The 20955-nt window shown below is 65.2% G+C and carries 22 protein-coding genes and 2 pseudogenes; 14 read left to right on the top strand and 10 right to left on the bottom strand.

All coding sequences use genetic code 11. The annotated features are described in order from the left end of the window. Positions 1 to 23 precede the first annotated feature (23 nt). The 4 genes from ACFOKF_RS00270 to ACFOKF_RS00255 form a co-directional block, all read right to left on the bottom strand. Positions 24 to 344 carry a hypothetical protein gene (locus ACFOKF_RS00270; protein ID WP_007406382.1) on the bottom strand — a complete coding sequence of 107 codons (321 nt, stop codon included), beginning with the start codon at positions 342 to 344 and terminating at the stop codon, positions 24 to 26. Positions 345 to 403: 59 nt separating this feature from the next. Continuing rightward, a complete protein-coding gene (locus tag ACFOKF_RS00265) occupies positions 404 to 625 on the bottom strand; it encodes a hypothetical protein (RefSeq protein ID WP_007406426.1) in 222 nt (73 codons plus the stop codon). Continuing rightward, positions 622 to 1101 carry a heavy metal-responsive transcriptional regulator gene (locus ACFOKF_RS00260; protein ID WP_007406417.1) on the bottom strand — a complete coding sequence of 160 codons (480 nt, stop codon included), beginning with the start codon at positions 1099 to 1101 and terminating at the stop codon, positions 622 to 624. The genes ACFOKF_RS00265 and ACFOKF_RS00260 overlap by 4 nt, the downstream gene beginning before the upstream one ends. Positions 1102 to 1241: 140 nt before the next feature. Then, positions 1242 to 1580, bottom strand: a complete 339-nt coding sequence (locus tag ACFOKF_RS00255; protein ID WP_007406371.1) for a hypothetical protein — start codon at positions 1578 to 1580, stop codon at positions 1242 to 1244. Positions 1581 to 1841: 261 nt separating this feature from the next. Here ACFOKF_RS00255 and ACFOKF_RS00250 point away from each other — a divergent pair, with 261 nt between their 5' ends. The 7 genes and pseudogenes from ACFOKF_RS00250 (at position 1842) to ACFOKF_RS00220 (ending at position 10436) form a co-directional block, all read left to right on the top strand. After that, positions 1842 to 2204: a hypothetical protein gene (locus ACFOKF_RS00250; RefSeq protein WP_007406428.1), complete on the top strand. Its 363-nt coding sequence runs from the start codon at positions 1842 to 1844 to the stop codon at positions 2202 to 2204. Positions 2205 to 2281: 77 nt separating this feature from the next. Continuing rightward, positions 2282 to 2539: a hypothetical protein gene (locus ACFOKF_RS00245; RefSeq protein ID WP_007683334.1), complete on the top strand. Its 258-nt coding sequence runs from the start codon at positions 2282 to 2284 to the stop codon at positions 2537 to 2539. A gap of 63 nt (positions 2540 to 2602) precedes the next feature. Next, complete coding sequence (locus ACFOKF_RS00240; protein ID WP_013039107.1) at positions 2603 to 3865, top strand: TolC family protein; 1263 nt, start codon at positions 2603 to 2605, stop codon at positions 3863 to 3865. Beyond that, positions 3862 to 5352: an efflux RND transporter periplasmic adaptor subunit gene (locus tag ACFOKF_RS00235; RefSeq protein WP_007406384.1), complete on the top strand. Its 1491-nt coding sequence runs from the start codon at positions 3862 to 3864 to the stop codon at positions 5350 to 5352. Before ACFOKF_RS00240 ends, ACFOKF_RS00235 begins: the two co-directional genes overlap by 4 nt. Continuing rightward, positions 5349 to 8491 (top strand): annotated as a pseudogene (locus tag ACFOKF_RS00230) (efflux RND transporter permease subunit). The gene ACFOKF_RS00235 and the pseudogene ACFOKF_RS00230 overlap by 4 nt, the downstream one beginning before the upstream one ends. Further along, positions 8488 to 8892: a copper-binding protein gene (locus ACFOKF_RS00225; protein ID WP_007406376.1), complete on the top strand. Its 405-nt coding sequence runs from the start codon at positions 8488 to 8490 to the stop codon at positions 8890 to 8892. Before ACFOKF_RS00230 ends, ACFOKF_RS00225 begins: the two are co-directional and overlap by 4 nt. 281 nt (positions 8893 to 9173) lie before the next feature. Then, positions 9174 to 10436 carry a hypothetical protein gene (locus ACFOKF_RS00220; RefSeq protein WP_007683327.1) on the top strand — a complete coding sequence of 421 codons (1263 nt, stop codon included), beginning with the start codon at positions 9174 to 9176 and terminating at the stop codon, positions 10434 to 10436. Positions 10437 to 10565: 129 nt separating this feature from the next. Here ACFOKF_RS00220 and ACFOKF_RS00215 read toward each other — a convergent pair. The 3 genes from ACFOKF_RS00215 to ACFOKF_RS00205 all read right to left on the bottom strand — a co-directional run bounded on the left by ACFOKF_RS00215 (position 10566) and on the right by ACFOKF_RS00205 (position 12821). Further along, positions 10566 to 11629, bottom strand: a protein-coding gene (locus tag ACFOKF_RS00215; protein WP_380792237.1) for an IS630 family transposase whose coding sequence is annotated in 2 segments (ribosomal slippage) — positions 10566 to 11135 and positions 11138 to 11629 — 1062 coding nt in all. Because the reading frame shifts where the segments join, the coding sequence is not laid out codon by codon here. Positions 11630 to 11667: 38 nt separating this feature from the next. Continuing rightward, positions 11668 to 12204 carry a GNAT family N-acetyltransferase gene (locus ACFOKF_RS00210; protein ID WP_380792234.1) on the bottom strand — a complete coding sequence of 179 codons (537 nt, stop codon included), beginning with the start codon at positions 12202 to 12204 and terminating at the stop codon, positions 11668 to 11670. Further along, positions 12201 to 12821 carry a recombinase family protein gene (locus ACFOKF_RS00205; RefSeq protein WP_008832583.1) on the bottom strand — a complete coding sequence of 207 codons (621 nt, stop codon included), beginning with the start codon at positions 12819 to 12821 and terminating at the stop codon, positions 12201 to 12203. Before ACFOKF_RS00205 ends, ACFOKF_RS00210 begins: the two co-directional genes overlap by 4 nt. Before the next feature lie 125 nt (positions 12822 to 12946). Between ACFOKF_RS00205 and ACFOKF_RS00200 the strand changes: the two genes are divergently transcribed. The 5 genes from ACFOKF_RS00200 to ACFOKF_RS00180 all read left to right on the top strand — a co-directional run bounded on the left by ACFOKF_RS00200 (position 12947) and on the right by ACFOKF_RS00180 (position 18735). Beyond that, positions 12947 to 15838: a Tn3 family transposase gene (locus tag ACFOKF_RS00200; RefSeq protein ID WP_016746447.1), complete on the top strand. Its 2892-nt coding sequence runs from the start codon at positions 12947 to 12949 to the stop codon at positions 15836 to 15838. A gap of 170 nt (positions 15839 to 16008) precedes the next feature. Beyond that, positions 16009 to 16608: a thermonuclease family protein gene (locus tag ACFOKF_RS00195; RefSeq protein WP_379489111.1), complete on the top strand. Its 600-nt coding sequence runs from the start codon at positions 16009 to 16011 to the stop codon at positions 16606 to 16608. Positions 16609 to 16764: 156 nt separating this feature from the next. Then, positions 16765 to 16929, top strand: coding sequence for a hypothetical protein (locus tag ACFOKF_RS00190; RefSeq protein WP_380792229.1), 165 nt, complete (start codon positions 16765 to 16767; stop codon positions 16927 to 16929). 153 nt (positions 16930 to 17082) lie between these two features. After that, on the top strand, positions 17083 to 17526 hold the full coding sequence (locus ACFOKF_RS00185) for a hypothetical protein (protein ID WP_214202508.1): 444 nt from the start codon (positions 17083 to 17085) through the stop codon (positions 17524 to 17526). A gap of 273 nt (positions 17527 to 17799) precedes the next feature. Beyond that, positions 17800 to 18735: an ArdC family protein gene (locus ACFOKF_RS00180; protein ID WP_214202509.1), complete on the top strand. Its 936-nt coding sequence runs from the start codon at positions 17800 to 17802 to the stop codon at positions 18733 to 18735. Between the two features lie 119 nt (positions 18736 to 18854). On the opposite strand, the gene ACFOKF_RS00175 is transcribed toward ACFOKF_RS00180, so the two are convergent. Genes ACFOKF_RS00175 through ACFOKF_RS00165 form a run of 3 tightly spaced genes read right to left on the bottom strand, consistent with a single transcriptional unit; the run spans position 18855 to position 20034 of the window. Continuing rightward, complete coding sequence (locus tag ACFOKF_RS00175) at positions 18855 to 19076, bottom strand: hypothetical protein (protein WP_380792225.1); 222 nt, start codon at positions 19074 to 19076, stop codon at positions 18855 to 18857. Beyond that, complete coding sequence (locus tag ACFOKF_RS00170; RefSeq protein WP_380792223.1) at positions 19073 to 19501, bottom strand: hypothetical protein; 429 nt, start codon at positions 19499 to 19501, stop codon at positions 19073 to 19075. Before ACFOKF_RS00170 ends, ACFOKF_RS00175 begins: the two co-directional genes overlap by 4 nt. A gap of 14 nt (positions 19502 to 19515) precedes the next feature. Then, a complete protein-coding gene (locus tag ACFOKF_RS00165; RefSeq protein WP_380792220.1) occupies positions 19516 to 20034 on the bottom strand; it encodes a DUF3800 domain-containing protein in 519 nt (172 codons plus the stop codon). A gap of 525 nt (positions 20035 to 20559) precedes the next feature. Here ACFOKF_RS00165 and ACFOKF_RS00160 point away from each other — a divergent pair. Then, positions 20560 to 20760: a ParB/Srx family N-terminal domain-containing protein gene (locus tag ACFOKF_RS00160; protein ID WP_380792217.1), complete on the top strand. Its 201-nt coding sequence runs from the start codon at positions 20560 to 20562 to the stop codon at positions 20758 to 20760. Then, positions 20757 to 20955: pseudogene (locus ACFOKF_RS00155) on the top strand (chromosome partitioning protein ParB); the annotation flags it as partial. The gene ACFOKF_RS00160 and the pseudogene ACFOKF_RS00155, both read left to right, overlap by 4 nt.

The following is a 20955-nucleotide window of genomic DNA, read 5'->3' as shown; positions in this document are numbered from 1 at the left end:
CCTCATCCCCTTAGTGTGCGAGCCTACATATCCTTCATCGGCATCGCCGCATTGCCCGGCGCGGGATCGGGTGCCGGCGCGGTCTGGTTGCCGGCCCCGGCGCGCATCGCGTCATGGTCCATCGCCTGACGGTGATGCCGCTCCATCTCGGCCTGGTTGCTCATCGCGTCCATCGGCGCCGCGTCTGCAGCGTTGCCGCTGTCGGTCAGGACCGGGGTGGCGGCGACGCTGTTCGCCGCGGGCGGCACCGTCTGGTCGGCCTGGCGGTCGCAGCCCGAAAGCGCGAGCGCCAGCAACAGGCTTCCGCCGACAAGTGGAAGGGCTTTCTTCGCATGGTCGATCATGGCTTTGCTCCTTGGCTTGAAAACTGTGTCCGGGCGCCATCCCTGGCGTCCGGACCGGCTCATTGCGCGCTGCGCAGAATCCGGAGACACCGGTCGTGCGAGAGGTTCATCGGGTTGCGCCCCTGCCCCTTCATCTCGCCATGATCATGCGGCGTCTGGAGACCCATATTGCCCTCCATCGCCCGGCAACTCTCGACCTGCGCCGAGGTCGGCCGCGTGGTCACACAGGCGCCTAGAAGCAGCGCCGGCGTGAGGACGGCGATCAAACGCATTTTCTTCATGACAAAACCCCTTTCGCTCGTGGTGATCGTTCGTCCTGCGCTGCCTGATGTTTCTTGTTATGCTGCTGGTCTTTCCGCCGCGCCGTCAGGAAGGCGAGGATCGGGCAATCGGAGACCGGCACTTCGCCCGGGCATTCGTCGGCGAGCATCCGCAGCATGTCGCGGATATCCGACAGGCGCTCGAGCCGGGCTTCGGCGTCCGCGATCTTGGCAAGCGTGATATCGAGCACGGCCTGGGCATGCGCGGTGTCCGACGCCCTGAGTGCCAGCAGCTGCCGGGCCTGTTCGAGTGTGAAACCAAGCTCCTGCGCCGAGCGGATGAAATTGACGCGCTCGAGGTCGGTCGCGTCGTAGAGCCTGTAGCCCGCTGCCGTGCGCGCGGGCTCGCGCAGCAGGCCCATCCGCTCATAATAGCGGATCGTATCCCGCCCCACGCCTGCGGCCGCGGCCAGTTCGCCGATCTTGAAATTGCCCATGTCATCCGCTCGATCATGCCGGTTGGACCATGGTCCAGGGTCAAGCGGTTTCGCTTTGACCCCGAACGGTCTCCTCGTCGCCGGCGGCCCGCTGCCCCGACGCGTCGCAGGGCAGCCCGTGCCGCCGGGCCACCGGCTTGTCAGTTCTTGCGAAGCTCGACGATGTCGTGCCTGGCAGGCGTGCCGTCGGCGACGGACACGTGCGCGAAGTGATCGTCAAAGATATGGTCGATCGTCACATGGCCGACGAGCTGGCGGTGATAGGTCGGCGCCACGCCCTTGGACGGACCCGGATGGGTCACGACGCGATAGACCTCGAGCTTCTGGCCGACCTCGGCGCCATCGGCCTTGCCGATGCAGACGACCGTGCCGTTGCTGCCCGTGTCGACGATCGAGCCGCGCATGAACAGGCTGTGCCCGATGCCCTGGGCCATAGCGGGGACGGCAGCAAGCATCGAAATGCCGGCAAGCGCGACCATGAGAGTTTTTCTGACCATATTCACCTCCTTGGATGGTAAGCCACCGCCCGGACTTTGCCGAGGGGAAGAGCGTCTCTTCAGGCTTGGGACTACGGTCCCGGGTCCAGCCTCGATATACGTAGAGGCCGCAGCCGATCTTCTTCCCCGGGCCGGATCTTTATTGACGCGGAGTTGACGGAATCAGCCGTCAGCACTTCAAAATCCGCGCGGCGCGAGACTTTGGTTGGCTGCGCCCGCGAAACCCGCTAGATATCGAGGCCCGTGAAACGCCTGCTCGCCCTCCTGCTCGTCATCGGAGCGCTGTCCGGTCTCTTCGGAGCCCAGATGGCGGCCGCGCACAGCGTGCCGCAGGCGGCAGGCGCGCCGCTGGCCAAGGGCATGGATGCGGACTGCATGGCGATGATGGCCAAGCAGCAGCCTGCGCCCAGCGAAAAGCCCTGCAAGGGCCTGACGCTCGATTGCATCGCCGCGATGGGGTGCGTGATCCCGCTGGTCGCAGCGGACCTGGCAGGCGGCGTTGCGCCTGCGCGTCTCTACGACGCGCCCAGCTTCTGGACGACCGACACGATATTGACCGGCAAGGCGGTTGCGCCCGAGCCGGATCCTCCCACCAGCCTTGCCTGATTGAACGAGCACGGGCTGCGCGCATCGATCGATGCGTGCGCGCCCGGTTTCCTTCTTTTCAGTCAAAGGTTTTCGTGATGATCAAACTGCTTCCGGCCGCCCTTGTGGCGGCCCTCAGTCTCGCCGCGCCTGCGCTTGCAACCGACGCGAGCCGCACGCCGCAAGGCCATTGGGAATGGCGGTCGGCGCCGCAATATGGTCCGCGGGCGACTGGCCCTGCGCGTGTCCGCATATGGGTGCCCGACAGCCGGGACATGGCCAGCTGCGATTGCGCGATGATGCAGGCAAGCGCCGCCGACTGCATGCGCGGCGCAGTCAGGTCGGACAAGGGCTAAACCCGCTCCGGAGCGGCGCGTCACATCTTGGCGCGCCGCCTCTGTCATGAGGGGATGATATCCATGATCATGATGCCGAGGCGCGCTGTGCGACGCCTGTTGCTCTCTATCGGTGCGACGCTTGCGAGCGCCTGGGCCGTGCCGGTGTCGGCCGGCCCGCTCACCTACGAGCAGGCAGTGAGGCTCGCTGCCGCCAACGCGCCAAGCCTCAAGGCGCGCGCGGCGGCGACAGCCGGCGCCCGCTCTTCGGCGGTCGCGGCCGATCGCCTGCCCGATCCGACGCTCGACCTGGGCCTGCAGAACTTCCCGGTGAGCGGCCCCAATGCCGGCAGCTTCACGCGCGACGATTTCACTATGGCGACGATCGGGTTCAGCCAGACCTTCCCCAATCTCGCCAAGCGCCATGCACGCGCCGCGCGCGCCGCGGCCGATATCGGTATCGCCGAGGCGGGCGAGCTGGTCGAAGGCCGCAACGTGCGGCTCGAGACCGCCCTCGCCTGGGTCGATCTCTATTATGGAGAACGCCGGCTCCGGCAGCTCGACCTGCTCGATGCCAGCCTCGACGACCTGCAGAAGACCGTGACCGCACGCCTGGCGTCGGGCAGCGCGCGCCCGAGCCAGGCGCTCGAGCCCGACCAGCTCCGCGCCGCCATCGCCGATCGCCGCGCCGAGATGGCTGCGGTGGTGGCGCAGGCGCGGGCCCGGCTCGCGCGCTATACCGGCGACCCCGACCCGCAGGCGACGGGCGACCCGCCGATGCTCGATGTCGATCCGATCCGGCTGCGGGCCGGGATCGATGCGCTTCCCGCCCTGCGCGCGCAGGACGCGCGGATCGCAGTCGCCGAAGCGGACGTGCGTCTCGCGCGCGCCGACAAGCGCCCCGACTGGAAGGTCGGCGTCACCTATGGCCGGCGCGATCCCATGTACGGCGACATGGCCTCGGTCGGCGTGTCGATCGACCTGCCGCTGTTCGCCGGCAAGCGCCAGAACCCCAGGATCGCTGCAAGCGAGAGCCTTGCGCAAGGGGGTCGGTTCGACCGCGAGGCGATCCGCCGCGAGCTGGTGGCGCAGCTCGACGCCGATCTCGCAGACCATGCCATGCATCTCTCCCGGTTGCGCAATGCCCGCGAGACGCTGGTGCCACTCGCCAGGCACCGCGCCGAGCTCGACCGCGACAGCTATGGCGCCGGCAAGCTCGACCTTGGCGCCGCGCTGCTCACGACGCTCGGGCTCGCGGAGGCCGAGGTCGAGGCGCTCAACCGCGAAGCCGACGTCGCGCGCGACGCGGTCCGCATCACTATCACCTATGGGGAGGAGCGGCCATGACGCTCGATAAATCCGCGCTGCGCTGGGGCGCATCGATCCTGGCTGTCGCGCTGCTGGCCGGCGGCACAGGCTATTGGGCTGGCCATCGCCAGGCACCGCAATCGGAGGCGACCACGCCCGCCGGGGCAGGCAAAGTCCTTTACTGGTACGATCCGATGTTCCCCAACCAGAAGTTCGACAAGCCCGGCAAGTCGCCCTTCATGGATATGCAGCTCGTGCCGCGATACGCGGACGGAGGAAGCGCCGGCGCGGCCCCCACGGTCGCCGTCGATCCCGCCGCGCGGCAGAGCCTGGGATTGCGGGTCGTCGCGGCGAAGATGGGCAGCCTTGCCTCGGCCCTCGAGGTCACCGGCACGATCGACTTCAACCAGCGCGACGTCGCCGTCATCCAGGCGCGTTCGGGCGGGTTCGTGAGCCGCGTCTATGCGCGAGCGCCCGGGGACGTGGTCCGCGCCGGCGCGCCGATCGCGGACCTGCTCCTGCCCGAATGGGGCGGCGCGCAGACCGAATATCTGAGCGTCAGGCGGCTCGGCAAGCCCGACCTCACCGCGGCCGCGCGCCAGCGACTGCGGCTGATGGGCATGTCCGACGGCCTCATCGCCAGCGTCGAGCGGAGCGGACGCCCGAACGGCGTGGTGACGATCACGACGCCGATCTCGGGCACGATCCAGACGCTCGACGCCCGTGCCGGCGTGACGCTCGCCATGGGCCAGACGCTCGCCCAGGTAAGCGGGCTCGGCACCGTCTGGCTCAATGCCGCGGTGCCCGAAGCGCGCGCGGGCGATGTCCGGGTCGGCCAGAATGCCAGCACCACGCTGGCGGGCTTCCCCGGCGAGCGCTTCGCCGGCCGGGTGATCGCGATCCTGCCGACCACGCAGGCCGACAGCCGCACGCTCACCGTGCGGATCGAGCTGCCCAACCGGGACGGCCGGTTGCGGCCGGGCATGTTCGCCAGCGTCGCGCTTGGCGGCGATGCCAAGCCGGCGCTGCTGGTGCCGAGCGAAGCGGTGATCCGCACGGGCAGGCGCACGCTCGTCATGCTGGCCGCAGGCGACGGGCGCTATCATCCCGCCGAGGTCCGCATCGGCCGCGAGGCAGGCGGCGAGACCGAGATCCTTGCCGGCCTGTCGCCCGGCGAGAACGTCGTCGTCTCGGGGCAGTTCCTGATCGATTCCGAGGCGAGCCTGTCGGGAATCGAGGCGCGGCCGATCGGCGGCGGTGCGGCATCGGCGACCATCGCCGCGCCGGCGTCGAAAGCCACGCTGTACGAGACGACGGGCAAGATCGAGCGGATCACGGCCAATTCGGTGACGCTCAGCCACGAGCCCGTTCCCGCGCTCGACTGGCCGGCGATGACGATGACCTTCGCGCTCGCCAATCCGGGCATCGCGCGCGGCTTCAAGGCGGGTGACCGGGTCCGGTTCGGGTTCGACCGGCCCCCGGCGGGACCGACGCTGCGGCATATGGCGAAGGTGGCGGGCCAGTGATCGCCCATCTCATCCGCTGGTCGGTGAGGAACCGCTTCTTCGTCGTGCTCGGCATGCTCGCGCTGGTCGGCGCGGGCCTGTGGGCGGTGCGCTCGACCCCGATCGACGCGCTGCCCGATCTTTCCGACGTGCAGGTCGTGATCCGCACTTCCTATCCGGGTCAGGCGCCGCAGATCGTCGAGAACCAGATCACCTATCCGCTCACCACCACCATGCTGTCGGTGCCCGGCGCCAAGACGGTGCGCGGCTATAGCTTCTTCGGCGACAGCTTCGTCTATGTGATCTTCGAGGACGGCACCGATCTCTACTGGGCGCGCAGCCGCGTGCTCGAATATCTCAACCAGGTCCAGGGTCGGTTGCCGGCCAGCGCCCGCAGCGCGCTCGGGCCGGACGCGACCGGGGTCGGCTGGGTCTATGAATATGCGCTGGTCGACCGCACCGGCCGGCACGATCTCTCGCAGCTTCGCGGGTTGCAGGACTGGTTCCTGCGCTACGAGCTGAAGACCGTGACCGGCGTGGCCGAAGTCGCCAGCATCGGCGGCATGGTCAAGCAGTACCAGGTGCTGCTCGATCCGGTGAAGCTCGCGGCCTACGGCGTAACCCACGCCCAGGCAGTGCAGGCGATCAGCCAAGCCAATCAGGAAGCCGGCGGCTCGGTGCTGGAAATGGCCGAGGCCGAATATATGGTCCGCGCCTCGGGCTATCTGAAAACGCTCGACGATTTCCGGGCAATCCCGCTCAAGACTGCGGCGGGCGGCGTGCCCGTCCGGCTCGGCGATGTCGCCACGATCCAGGTCGGCCCCGAGATGCGGCGCGGCATCGCCGAACTGAACGGCGAAGGCGAGGTCGCCGGCGGCGTCGTTATTCTTCGGTCAGGCAAGAACGCCCGTGAGACCATCGCGGCGGTCAAGGACAAGCTCGCCGATCTCAGGAAAAGCCTGCCGCCGGGCGTCGAGGTGGTCACGGTCTATGACCGCTCGCAGCTGATCGATCGCGCGGTCGAGAACCTCACCCGCAAGCTGGTCGAGGAGTTCATCGTCGTCGCATTGGTCTGCGCCCTGTTCCTCTGGCACGTCCGCTCGGCGCTGGTCGCGATCCTGACCTTGCCGCTCGGTGTGCTGGCCGCGTTCGTCGTAATGCGGTTCCAGGGGTGAACGCCAACATCATGTCGCTGGGCGGCATCGCCATCGCCATCGGCGCGATGGTGGATGCGGCGGTCGTCATGATCGAGAACGCCCACAAGAGGATCGAACGCTGGGAGCAGGATCACCCGGACAGACATCTCGATGGCGAGATGCGCTGGATCGTCGTCACCGAGGCGGCGGCCGAGGTCGGGCCGGCGCTGTTCTTCAGCCTGCTGATCATCACGCTGTCGTTCATTCCGGTCTTCACCCTGGAGGCGCAGGAAGGCCGGCTGTTCGCGCCGCTCGCCTTCACCAAGACCTATGCGATGGGCGCGGCCGCGATCCTGTCGGTGACCCTGGTGCCGATCCTGATGGGCTGGCTGATCCGGGGCCGCATTCCGGCCGAGCAGGCCAATCCGGTCAATCGCTGGCTCACCAATATCTACCGGCCCGCGATCGACTGGACGATGAAGCGGCCCAAGGCAGTGCTGCTGATCGCGGCTCTGGTGTTCGCCACCACGGCCTGGCCGCTCAGCCGGCTCGGCGGCGAGTTCATGCCCAATCTCGACGAGGGCGACCTGCTCTACATGCCCTCGGCGCTGCCGGGCCTCTCGGCCGCCAAGGCGAGTGAGCTGCTCCAGCAGACCGACCGCCTGATCAAGACCGTGCCCGAAGTCGAAAGCGTGTTCGGCAAGGCCGGCCGCGCCGAGACCGCGACCGATCCCGCGCCGCTCGAAATGTTCGAGACGACGATCCAATTCAAGCCCCGCGACCAGTGGCGGTCGGGCATGACGCCCGAACGCCTTGTCGACGAGCTCGATCGCCGGGTGAAGCTTCCGGGTCTCGCCAATATCTGGGTGCCGCCGATCCGCAACCGCATCGACATGCTCGCGACGGGCATCAAGAGCCCGATCGGGGTCAAGGTGTCGGGCAGTGACCTCGCCGAGCTCGACCGCATCGCGCATGATGTCGAGACCGTGGCCAGGAGCGTGCCCGGCGTCAGCTCGGCGCTCGCCGAGCGGCTGACCGGCGGACGCTATGTCGATGTCGACATAGACCGCGCCGCCGCCGCGCGGTTCGGGCTCAACATCGCCGACGTCCAGGCCATCGTCTCCGGCGCGATCGGCGGCGAGACGATCGGCGAGACGGTCGAGGGCCTCGCCCGCTATCCGATCAGCGTGCGCTATCCGCGCGAATTGCGCGACAGCCTCGAAAGGCTGCGGGCGCTACCGATCCTGACGCCCGCGGGCCAGCAGATCACCTTGGGCACCGTGGCAAACGTCTCGATCGCCGAGGGACCGCCGATGCTCAAGACCGAGAATGCCCGGCCTTCGACCTGGGTCTACGTCGATGTGCGCGGGCGCGATCTTGCCTCGGTGGTCGGCGATCTGCAGCGTGCGGTGGCGAAACAGGTCAGGCTCTCGCCTGGGGTCAGCATCGCTTACTCTGGCCAGTTCGAATATCTCGAGCGCGCGGTCGACCGCTTGAAGCTGGTCGTGCCCGCGACGCTGCTGATCATCTTCGTGCTGCTCTACCTCATCTTCGGCCGCTTCGACGAGGCGGCGCTGATCATGGGGACGCTGCCGTTTGCGCTGACCGGCGGCATCTGGACGCTTTATCTGCTGGGGTTCAACCAGTCGATCGCCACCGGGGTCGGGTTCATCGCGCTCGCCGGCGTCTCCGCCGAGTTCGGGGTGGTGATGCTGATCTATCTCAAGAACGCGCTGGCCGAGCGCGGCGCACATCCGGACGCTGCCGAGGTCGAGGCCGCCGTGCGCGAAGGCGCGCTGCTGCGCGTCCGTCCCAAGGCGATGACGGTGGCGGTGATCCTGGCCGGCCTGCTGCCGATCCTGCTGGGATCAGGCGCGGGTTCGGAGGTCATGAGCCGGATTGCCGCGCCGATGATCGGCGGCATGCTGACCGCGCCCTTGCTCTCAATGTTCGTCCTGCCCGCCGCCTACCTGCTGTTGCGCCGGCCCAAGACCGATCCCATCCCTCAACCCGTTTCATCATGAAGGAGAAGACGATGAACCATGCACGACTGACCATTGCCCTCGGCCTCGCCGCCCTGACTGCCGCGTGCGGCAAGAAGGCGGAGGCCCCCGTTGCGACTGAGACCAACGAGGCGGCGCCCGCCGCGACCATGAGCGGCGACATGGGCAACATGTCGATGGCGCCTGACGCGAACGCCGCGATCAAGGCCAAGGGCCATGGCACCGTCACCGCGATCGACAAGGCGGCAGGCACGATCACGCTCGATCATGGTCCGATCCCGGAGGCCAAGTGGCCCGCGATGACGATGGCGTTCAAGGCCGCGCCGTCGATCACCGATGCGGTCAAGGTCGGCGACAAGGTCGATTTCGACCTCTCGCTCAAGGGCAGCGATGGCGAGGTCACCGCGATCGCAAAGCAGTGATCCGCTAAGTTCGACCGGAAAAAGCTGGTTGCGGCGCCGCTCCCGGGCGGCGACGCCCGTGCCGGCCGTCTGCCTGGCTGTGCGCCCGGTCGACGGTTGCGACCGGCAACGCCCAATGCCAGCGGCGTTTCCCTGCGCGATCACCGACAATTTGAGCACGCTTCGCGGATCGCACATTGAACGTGCAAGCCGCCCTTGCTCGCGATAGCCTGAACGGCAAGGAGCCCAGTTTAGATGACCCAGCCAGTATGACCTTGTTACCCGCGACACATCATGATCTCGTGAGCGAGCTTGTCCGTCGTTGGCGAGACGATCCCGGCGCCACCTATCGCTCCTGGTTTCTGTGGGACGAACGGCTGAAAAACTTCCGCTCCATCCGTCGCGGGCTGCAGCAGGTGGTCGCAGAAATCGAAAGTGGGCGGTTCGGCGTCGCCTATCGCGGCTCGTCACTGGAAACGGTTGTCCACTCGATCGCCGAACAGCGGCAGATCTTCAAGGGCGCCGACCATGCCTGGCTGTGGAAGCCCAAGCTGCGCATTCCAGACATCTACGAAAGCCCGGACAACCAGCGGGCGTTCGGTCGCCTGCTCGACAATTGCTCGTGCTGCGATACCGCCGAGGAGATCATCAGCCACATCCGCAGCATAGACGCGCTCAAGATCAAGGGGCTGGGGCCGGCGGCGGCCAACCTGCTCTATTTCCTTCACCCGACGCTGGTGCCGCCCTTCAATACCGCGATCGTCAAGGGCTACAATGCCGTCACCGGCGCCAAGGTGAAGCTCGGGTCATGGGATCATTTTCTCGCCATGCGCGCCGGCATCCTCGACCTCAACGACCGTTACCGCGAGTTGCTCTCCAACGATCTCGGCGCGATCGGCGGACTGTTGTTCGACATTGGCTCGGGCCGCTATCCCGCGCCACCGCTGGAGGATGACGCAACGGCGGCCGACGACTGGCTCGGCAGATTGGAACATGCCAGAGCGGAGGCAAGCCGGCTCGACAAGACAGCCGCCGCGCAGGGCGAAACCGATCGCACGCACGCCGAAATCCAGGCCTGGCTGCGCGACCTCGGCCATGCCCTCGGTTACGATGTGTGGATCGCCGCCAATGACCGCGGTCGACTTCACGCTGGCTGCCCGCTTGGACAGGGATGCCTCGAGCGCCTTCCAGACGCCATTGCGACCTCTCCCGGAGCGGACTCGATCCGCCTCATCGACGTGTTGTGGCTGGCGAAGGGTGGCGACGGCGTCGCCGCCGCGTTCGAGGTTGAACATTCGACCTCGATCTACTCGGGGATCGTGCGCATGCTCGATCTGGCGCTGTCGGGGAGCGATCTGCACGCTGCCGCCGGGCTATTCCTGGTCGCACCGAATGCGCGCGAGCAGGACGTTCGCGCGCAACTCCGTCGCCCGGCTTTCAGCCGTATTGCCGATCTCGACTTCGCCTATCTGCCCTATGGCGAGCTGGAGAGAAACAGGGACGCGATCGCTCGTTTTGGAACGGGATTGAAGGCCATCAAGGCGATCTCAAGCCCCCTTCCCTGAAAGGGGGCGTTTGCGGGAGGGGGCGGAATCCTACGCCAAGCTCGCCCAGATAGCCGGCGCGAGATCTTACTTGTTGCTGCCTTCTACGGTCGCGCCAGAAAGGCGACGGCTCATACCAACCTGCATTGATCACGACCCACGCGCCCATTTGCGGCGTCCGATCGTCATGATGCGCCACGGCTGATCGATCAGCCTGTTCCATGCTTCGCAGCAAAGGTCGATGATGTTGTCGTGGGAGGTGAAGATCCGGTTGGACAGCCAGTTGTCGCGCATGAACTGCCAGATATTTTCGACCGGGTTGAGTTCGGGGCATTTGGGCGGCAGCGGAATGATGCTGATATTCTCTGGCACTTCGAGCTTTCCGGTCATGTGCCACCCGGCTTGATCCATCAACAGAACGCCGTGGGCACCGGGTTCGATAGCAAGCGATATCTCCGTCAGGTGCAGCGACATGGTCTGGGTGTTGCAGAACGGGAGGATCAGACCTGCTCCCTTGCCAAGCTCTGGGCAGATGGCGCCGAAGATGTAGGCTGATTTCGTCCTCTGGTCCTTGGGCGCCGACGGCCGGGTGCCCCGTCTGGCCCAGCGGCGAGTGATCTTGTTCTTTTGGCCGATCCGGGCTTCGTCCTGGAACCAGACTTCTATCGGCGTGCCGTGCGGGAGGGCGGCCTTGACCTTTGCCAGTTCGGCTGCAAAGCCCCCTTTTTGAAGTCCTCCATCGCATATTCGTTCTGGGCATGATGGCGCGGGCGTGCCGTCAGTTTGACATAGCCCAGCTTCTTCAGCTCCCGCCCCACAGTCGTTTCCGTCAGGGACACGCCAAACTCGTCATGGAGCCACCGCACCAGATCGATCAGCCGCCAGCGAACAACTCCATGGATCGCCGGGATCGGGCCGCTTTCAACGATCTCCGCAAGGGCCCGACGCTGGGCGTCGTTCAACAACGGGGGCTTGCCCGGCGCCTTCCCGTCAAGGAGTCCGTCCGGCCCCCGGGCATTGAAGCGCACCACCCAGTCGCGCACGATCTGCAACGTCACGCCGCCGATGCGCGCGGCATCGCTGCGGCTTGCGCCATCATAAATTTCCGCCAATGCCAGCAACCGTCGTCCCTGGTTCGCGCTCCTCGTCGCACGCGCCATTCGCCTCAAGCCCACTGCGTCAAAGTCGTCCCGCATTCTGATCGCTGCACCCATGGCCACGCCCTCCAACCAGAAGCCATAGATTCAGAAATTCAGCGCCTTGGGAATCCCCATCGTGAGTCAGCTTCACTGAAGGTTGGTATCAGTTCTATCCGGCGATGGCTACGCATTTTGAAGGTGTCTGGCCCAACGCGCCGATACTCAATGAAGCCGAGAGAACGCCAAAATCGCTCTGCCGCTTCATTCGCTTCCAGCACGGCCAACCGAATCTCTGTGGCACCTCTCGCAGCGGCCCAGCTTTCGACCGTCGAGTAAATTGAGCGTCCGACGCCACGACCACGCTGTGCGGCATCTACGATCATGAAGCCGAGATACCATGTGCCATCACGCGGATAATCGCGGAGGATGGCCGCGATTGCATATAGGCCGCCAGGCCCCTTCCATCCCAGGACAGCTTGATTGTGGGCGCTCTTTTCGGGCGGCACATCGGAGAAAAGCTCGCGAGCATCGTCCAGCGTGGGCGCGGCCCCGTCCTGCAACAGGAAATAGTCGCTGCAACGGTTGTACAGGTCTGCAACGTCTGCGGCGTCCGCTTGGGTAAGTTTGATCGGGGCTCCCGTCATCATCATCGCGTTTTGGCAGCAAGCACGCGCTGACCGTAATCCCGGAGTTCCCCGTTGGGACCGACATAGCGGTAGAGAGTGACGCGCTCGATCCCGAGTTCCTTGCAGAGGTCGGAAACGGACGTGTCGCGTTGGGCCATAGCAGCCTGAGCGAGCCGCACCTGGGCCTTGGAGAGGGCGAACTTGCGGCCACCCTTGCGTCCCCGCGCGCGGGCAGCGGCCAGGCCAGCCATGGTGCGCTCGCGGATCATATCCCGCTCAAACTCCGCCAGTGTGGCAAAAATGCCGAACACCATCCGGCCCGATGGCGTCGTGGTGTCGATCTGCGCGCCCTTGCCGGTGAGCACCCGCAGACCGATACCGCGATCCGACAGATTCTGCACCGTGCTGACCAGGTGGGTGAGCGTTCGGCCGAGCCGGTCGAGCTTCCAAACGATGAGGACATCGCCGTCGCGCAACGATTTCAGGCAGGCGGCAAGACCGGGGCGATCATCACGGCTACCGGATGCACGATCATCATAGATATTGCCTGGCTCGACACCGGCAGCGCGAAGGGCATCGTGCTGCAGGTCGAGCGACTGCGAGCCGTCGGCTTTGGACACGCGGGCGTAGCCGATCAGCATGGATCACAAACGAAGGTTTGAGGCGGTGACGAACATGAGCACATAAGATTGGGCTATTGTGTATCTTAACCAGCATCTCAATCAAGCTATCTCAAACCGTAGCTCGGAAAGAATAAGGAGCATGTATGCCGCGTCGCGTGACCCTGACCGATCGACAGCGCGAGGCGCTGCTTCACTTGCCGGTCGATCAAGGTGAGCTGCTGCGGCACTATACCCTCAGCGATGAGGATCTCGGGCATATCCGCCAGCGCCGGCGCGCCCACAATCGTTTTGGCTTCGCGCTGCAACTGTGCGTCCTGCGCTACCCGGGCCGGGTGCTCGCTCCTGGCGAGTTGATCCCGGCGCAGGTATCGGATTTCATCGCGGCCCAGCTCGGCCTGACCAGCGACGATCTACTCCTCTATGCCGCGCGCGAGGAGACCCGGCACGAGCATCTGGCGGACCTTCGCCGAATCTACGGCTATCGCTCCTTTTCGGGGCGGGGCGCACGGGATTTGCGCGAATGGATCGCTCGGGAAGCCGAGGCGGCGACATCGAATGAGGATCTTGCCCGTCGCTTCGTTGCGGAGTGTCGCCGCACCCGCACGATCCTTCCCGGCTCCTCGACGATCGAGCGCCTTTGCGCCGATGCGCTGGTTGAGGCCGAGCGCCGGATCGAGGATCTTATCGCCCATCGCATCACGCCAACCCTGAGCGAGAATTTGGCTCACCTGTTGGAGGATACGGTGGATGGTCGCGTCACGCGCTTCGTATGGCTGCGACAGTTCGAGGTTGGCGCAAATTCAGCAGCCGCTAACCGGCTGATGGATCGACTGGAATATCTTCAAAGGTTCGATCTTCCGGCGGATTTGCTGGACGGCGTGCCGGCGCATCGTGTGACCCGGCTTCGCCGGCAGGGCGAGCGCTATTACGCCGACGGCATGCGTGATCTGCCCGAAGACAGGCGGCTTGCGATCCTCGCTGTCTGCACCCTGGAATGGCGGTCATCGCTGGCCGATGTCATCGTGGAGACCCACGATCGCATCGTAGGCCGTCTCTATCGGGCCTCCGAACGCCTTTGCAACACCAGGATCGCCGACGAAAAGGCGGCCGTTCGGGACACGCTGAAGTCCTTTGCCGAAATCGGTGGTGCTTTGCTTGGAGCGCAGGACGATGGCACGGCCCTGGACGGGATAATCGCCACCGGGCCTGGCTGGGAACGGTTCAGAACCCTTGTCGCCACGGCCTCCGCGCTGACCAACGTGCTCGCGGCCGACCCGCTCAGCCGTGTGCTGGACGGCTATCACCGTTTCCGCCTCTACGCGCCCAGGATGCTGCGCCTGCTCGACATGCAGGCGGCGCCGATCGCCACGCCTCTTCTGGCGGCCGTTGCGATGCTGCGTAACGGGATCAAGGTCGATCCGCCGGTGGATTTTCTACGTCCCAACTCGAAATGGCATCGTCATCTTCGCGCTGAGCCCAGCGGCGACCACCGGCTTTGGGAAATCGCGGTGCTGTTCCACATCCGCGACGCCTTCCGGTCCGGTGACATATGGTTGGCGGGATCGCGCCGCTATGGCGACCTCAAGCAGCTTCTGGTCCCGCCACAGGCGATAGAGCAGACCGCGCGGCTCGCCGTGCCGCTGCGGCCCGGCGAATGGCTGGCCGAGCGCAGGGCTCGACTGGATACACGGCTGAAGGAGTTTGGCCGCGCGGCGCGAACCGGCACGATCCCAGGCGGCATCATCGAGAACGGCAAGCTGCACATCGACAAGCTGAGGGCCGACACGCCCGAAGGGGCCGAGGATCTCGTGCTCGATCTCTATCAACAGCTCCCGCCCGCGAGGATCACCGATCTGTTGCTGGAAGTCGATGAGCGAACCGGATTTTCCGAGGCGTTCACGCATCTGCGCACCGGCGCGCCCTGCAGCGACCGGATCGGCCTGATGAACGTGTTGCTGGCGGAAGGCGTCAATCTCGGTTTGCGCAAGATGGCGGCGGCGACCAACACGCACAGCTTCTGGGAATTGCTGCGGATCGCGCGCTGGCATGTCGAAGGCAGCGCCTATGATCGGGCGCTCGCCATGATCGTGGAGGCCCACGCCGCCCTGCCCATGGCCGCCTTCTGGGGACAAGGGCAATCGGCATCCAGCGACGGGCAGTTCTTCCTTGCTACCGAGCAGGGCGAGGCGATGAATCTGATCAACGCGAAATATGGCAACGTCCCGGGCCTCAAGGGATACAGCCATGTGTCCGATCAATATGCGCCGTTCGCAACCCAGGTGATCCCGGCAACGGTCAGCGAGGCTCCCTATATCCTGGACGGGCTGCTCATGAATGACGCGGGCCGCCGCGTTCGCCAGCATTTTGCCGACACGGGCGGCTTCACCGATCATGTGTTCGCCGCCTGCGCCTTGCTCGGCTACAGGTTCGCCCCCCGTATCCGCGATCTCCCTCAGAAAAGACTCTATGCCTTCACGCCCAACGCGACGCCGGCCAATGTGCGAGCGCTGGTCGGAGGTAAGATCAATGAACCGCTCATCGAGCGCAACTGGCCCGACATCCTGCGCATCATGGCGACGATCGCAGCGGGGATCGTCGCCCCCAGCCAGATTCTTCGCAAGCTCGCCTCTTACCCGCGCCAGAATGAGCTGGCCCTCGCATTGCGAGAGGTGGGCCGCATCGAGCGAACCCTGTTCATGATCGACTGGATTCTTGATGCCGGCCTCCAGCGCCAGGCTCAGATCGGCCTCAACAAGGGTGAGGCCCACCACGCCCTAAAGCGCGCCATCAGCTTCCACCGCCGAGGTGAAATCCGGGATCGATCCGGCGAAGGCCAGCACTATCGCATCGCCGGAATGAACCTGCTCGCCGCCATCATCATATTCTGGAACACCATGAAGCTCGGCGAGGTCGTCAATACCCGGGCCGCCAGCGGTACCCATATCGCGCCTGATCTACTCGCCCACGTCTCGCCGTTGGGATGGGAACACATCAATCTAACCGGGGAATATCGCTGGCCCAAATCCTTAGCGTAGGATTCCGCCCCCTCCCGCAAACGCCCCCTTTACAGCCAGCATGGCGGCGAGGCAGCGCGCGCGATCGAGCGCGCCACCCCGCACCTGACGGCGGACGGCCGCCAGCTCGTCGCCAAGCCGCCGCCCCATGCTGGCGACTGGAATGATCTGTTGCGCGAGATCCGTTCGCTATGAAGCTGTTTCCCGGAGCGACGCGATTCCAGCGATGGACGATGGGCGCGACGTTCCTGATCGTAGCGACTTACGCGATTTCGCAGAACAAGCAGGCGCTTGTTGAAGTCTCGAAAACGCGGCTGACGTCGCCTAACCCGAGGATCATAGACGGCGATACAGTCGATTTTCCCAATGGACGGGTGCGGATCGTCGGGATCGATGCGCCGGACGACGATCTGCCGCAGCTCAAGACGATTTCCAGCGAGGCACTGAGCGAATTGGCGGTGCGCGATGGTGGAATGGACTGTTCGGTGTCGATGTTCGACTATGCGATGCGGCGGGAAAATCAGTGCCGGACGGACCCCAAAAGTTATGGACGTCTCAACCTCGCCTGCCGGTTTCCCGCCAATAAAGCGAGTGTCGGTGCGACAATGGTCGCCCAGGGATATGCGGTGGACTACCGCGTATTTTCTGGCGGGGCGTATGTTGATCTAATGCAGAAAGCAGCCGCTCGACGGGCCGGGTTATGGGGCGTTGATTATGAGCGGATGCGTCAACTCGCAGTTCGCCGGGCACAGGTGCCACAAGGATGCAGCGTCGGAACGATCAAGCAATAGGCCGGGCCTGCCTTCGGCCCGCGCTCTACTGCGCGCCGCTATCGCGGCGCTCCGCGGAACCCCGCCACCGGGTTTCCGCCCATCCGGGTGACGATCGGGCTAGGCCACAGCAGACCGCCCCTGCGGGCGGGCGGCGTTCATCGGGAAACAGCTCCAATGCTTGAACGCGGTTCCCCGGCGGCGATCCTGATCGGCCGTTGGGGCGCGGCGCTGTCGCTGGTCGTCGGCGCGGTCCTGATCGGCCGTGTCCTCCGTAATTACCCCTACCTGCTCCCGAACCGTCTTCCCGGCCTGGTCCTCCACGAGTTGGGCCGGCGCTGATCCTCGCGCTCGTGATCGGCCCCGCCATTGCCATTACCGATGACGGCAGATCGCGCCCGGCATCCCGGCGCGGCTCGCGCTGTTCGCGCTCGCCGCCCTGGTCGCCGGAGGCGCCGTCCTCGCCTACGAGTTCAGGGCCGGGCTTGGGGGGCAATGGCTGTGATCGAGCGGCCGCATATGTGCCACATGGCACACCCTGACCTGGATCTCGCAAGGACGTTAGCGGGCAATGCGCGCGGCTTTCTGGGCTATCCGTCGCCTGGGACGATTGATCGCCCCTTACAGGATCGCTTCTATCGGCTCGCTATCGCGCTCGAGCTGGCGCTGAAATGCTATCTCGTCATTCACGGTCATACCGACGAGAGCAACCGCGCTATCGGGCACGACCTGCGGCGTGCCACTACCGCTGCGGAAGCCGAAGGACTTATCCTCGCATCGCCGCTCTGTGCCCTGATCGACGACACGCACCCGTTCTTCATGCAGGGTGGCTTTCATCGGGAGCGGCGGACAGACTGGAACCATGAGCGCGCCGATCGCGCAACGTCCACCCTGGCATCGCTGCTCGATCAATTCGACGCGCTCTCCGGCGCGGCGTGACCCCGTGACGACACGGAGCCGTCCCCCGGACGCCACCGTTCGCGGGGAACACCAAGGGCGGCTGCCCTTTCGTTCCCGAACGACAATCTTACCGCCCGTGTAATCCGCCAAGCGCGGCGCTCGACCCCCTTGCAGGGCGTCGGCCGCGCTAGGGCGGCTCGCCCGCGCCAGCGGCAAAGATTCCCGCTCTCCCTCCCCATCCCGTTCCTCGCCGGAAAGGCAGAGCCGGTTGCTGTTGCGACCGGCTTTCAGCCTCAAAGGAAAGGAAAAATCATGGGACGTATCAACGACAACCGCGCCGACATCTATCAGGAGATCACCGACCAGATGATTGCCATGATCGAGGCAGGCACCCGGCCTTGGTCGAAGTCGTGGAACGGCCGCACCGCGCCGAATATCCCGCTGCGCTCGACCGGCGTGCCCTATCGCGGCATCAATGTCCTGTCTCTGTGGGTCGCCGCCATGACGAAGGGCTTTGCTTCCCCGCATTGGCTAACATTCAAGCAGGCGCTCGCGCTTGGCGGATGCGTCCGCAAGGGCGAAAAGGGCTCGACCGTCGTTTATGCCAACAAGATCGAAGTGGACGCCGACAAGGGCGAACGTGGCAGCGATCAGGGAGGCGAGGACGGCAAGCGTCAGGTGGCGTTTCTCAAGCGATACACCGTCTTCAATGCCGAGCAGATCGACGGCATCGAGGCGAAATATCCTACCCCAGCCCCGATCATCACCGCGACCAATCCCGACGAGCGGGACGCCGAACTGGATGCGCTCTTTGCCCGCGTACCCGTCACGGTGCGTCATCACGGCGCGCAGCCCTATTATCAGCCAAGCGGCGATCATGTCGTCATGCCGGAATTTGCCGACTTCCACACCAGCGATGACTATTATTCGACGCTCGCGCACGAGCTATGTCACGCCAGCGGCCATGTGGATCGGCTCGCCCGTTCGACCCTCATTTCCACGAAGCGCGAAGACTATGCCCGCGAGGAATTGGTGGCCGAGCTTGGGGCCGCGTTCATCAGCGCGACGATCGGAATCAAACTCCACGACCGCGAGGACCATGCCGCCTATCTGGCGAGCTGGCTGGCGGCCCTTCGCAATGACAAAAGGTGTATCTTCACCGCCGCGCGGCTCGCGCAGGATGCTTCCGACTGGCTGTTGAGCCGCATGGCGATCGAGACAGTCTCCGAATTGGATGCGGCGGCGTGATCGCCCTCCATGATCCCGGCCCGATGAGGGCCGGGGCGTGGCGGCGCGCCCAACCAGACCCCGGAAATCGCGCGCCGCTCGCCCGCTGGCGGGCGAGCGGCGCGGCATCTCGTCGAATCTTAATTGAAAATAGGGGCGAATCGATTAAATAGGATCGCGGAGGCTTTGTTCGCGGCGACGCGTGCATTGCCTTCTCTCGTTTCAGGCCAAGGCCTTGGCCGTAGATCGTTGATCAGCTTCATCCCGTAGATCCGATCGCCCCCTTCCGTCTCCCGTTTGAATTGCAGTCGGTGGACAAGATCCACCAGCGGGCGCAGCTCCTCCCGCGCCGGTGCCGTCATGCGGCGTAGCCGCAGACCCCAACTGATGACGTAAGCCACAATATCAGCGTCTGGATCAGCGTCGTCAGATCGCTATGCACAAAGAACGGCTCGGGAATGATGAGGCGTGAACGGCTTCGGCCGTTGCGCGTGTTCACGAAATAGCTCGATACCTGACCAAGCAGGATATGCGCGGCGCTGCGGTCCAGCTCGTCGAATACCATATAGCCCATCGGGTCGCCTGGAAGGCCGTTCAGGAAATAATAGAAGCGCTCGAACAGGAAAGCGTAATCCTTGCGCAGCGCGTCACTGCGGTCGGGCCGTGGCGCTTCGCGCGGGACGATCGTTGCAAAGACCCTCGCGCCATGACGCCGCGCCAGATCGAGGCTGAAACGGCAATATTCGATCTTTGCCTGCCCCAAGGCGGTCAGCCGATTGCGCGTCACCGCTGTCCCGTCGATCAGCAATTCGCGCGCGAGAGCTGGGTTCGCTCGGCATGCTCGAACGCATCGAGCTGCGCCGCATGCTTGAACGTCTTGCGATCAAGGAGCTTCTGCGCCTTGGCTTCCCGGCCATACGCCTCGAACAACCGCATTCCGAAGATATGCTGCTGTGCGTCGGACAGATCGCGGATCAGTGGCCATACCCGCCGATCCTCGATCGCGATGCCCGCAAGCACCTCATAGGGCGAATGGCGCTGATCCTGACCGGACTCATCAATGAACAGGGTCCAACTCATCGTCGCGCGCGCATTCCTCCCCGCATCATGGGTGGGTAGCCCCGCATCAACGGCTTCGATCGAGAGAACCACGCTCAGCAACCGGCAGACGCGAGCTGACGCTAGAGCGGCAACGATCCCAAGACAACAAATTCGGGCGCGACCCTGCCGGCACGGCTCTATCGGCGCTGCGCGCCGACCGAGCCACCGTGCCGGCGTCTCGTCCCAGGAGGGTGACGATCCTCGCGTGAGGTGTGCCATGTGGCACACCTAAGGCCGCGCAGGGCGCGGTGCTGGCCTGTTTGCGCCCACGGCCCTCCCCCGGAGGCCCGTCAGGCGCGAGGGAACACCAGGGCTGCTGCCCTTTCGTTCCCGAAGCAAAATCGACAGCCCCGTGTGGTCCGCCAAGCGCGGCACCCTTGAAGGCGTCGGCCGCGCTAGGGCGGCCTGCCCGCACCAGGCCATCGATTTTCCTCCTCCCTCCCCGTCCCGCTCCTCGCCGGAGAGGCAACCCCGGTTGCAGCGGCAACCGGCTGCGCCTCGAAAGAAGGAGAAAGGACAATGGCTTACACTCGATACAAGGCGACCCCTATTGGAAGCGGGCCAAGTGGACGGGACCGGCGTGGACGGCACCCCCTACGCCAAGGGCGACCGGGTTTTTTCTATCCCCGATCCGGCGCGACCTACGCGGGCGAAAGCGCCCAGCGCGCATCGGTCGAATTTGACGAACTCGCGAGCCTCGAAGGCTGACCCCTCCCCATCGATACAGATCATAGGAGTTTCATCATGGCTATCATCACCGTCAAGCTGTCGCAGCTTCGCCTTTCCCCCCTCAACAGCCGCCGCGTGAAGCCTTCCGCCATCGACAGCATGGCCGACGACATCGCCGCACATGGCCTGTTGCAGAACCTCGTCGTCTATGAGGAAGATGACCTTTTCTGGGTGTTCGCCGGAGGGCGGCGCTATCGGCGCTCAAGGAATTGGTGAAGCGCAAGAAGGTCAGCAATAGCGATCTCTTCCCGTCGAGATGCGGACCAAGGAAGAAGCCATCGATCTTTCCTATGCCGAAAATGCGCGCGCGAGGACATGCACCCCCTGTCGCGATCCGCGCGTTCGCAGGGATGCGCGACATCGGCATGGACCCCTCCGATATTGCTGCCCGGTTCGGCTATAGCGAAAGCC

The organism is Sphingobium rhizovicinum (assembly GCF_042647625.1).
Lineage (GTDB): Bacteria > Pseudomonadota > Alphaproteobacteria > Sphingomonadales > Sphingomonadaceae > Sphingobium > Sphingobium rhizovicinum.
The sequence above is the reverse complement of the archived record's forward strand: the minus strand, read 5'-3'. Positions and strand labels throughout refer to the sequence as shown.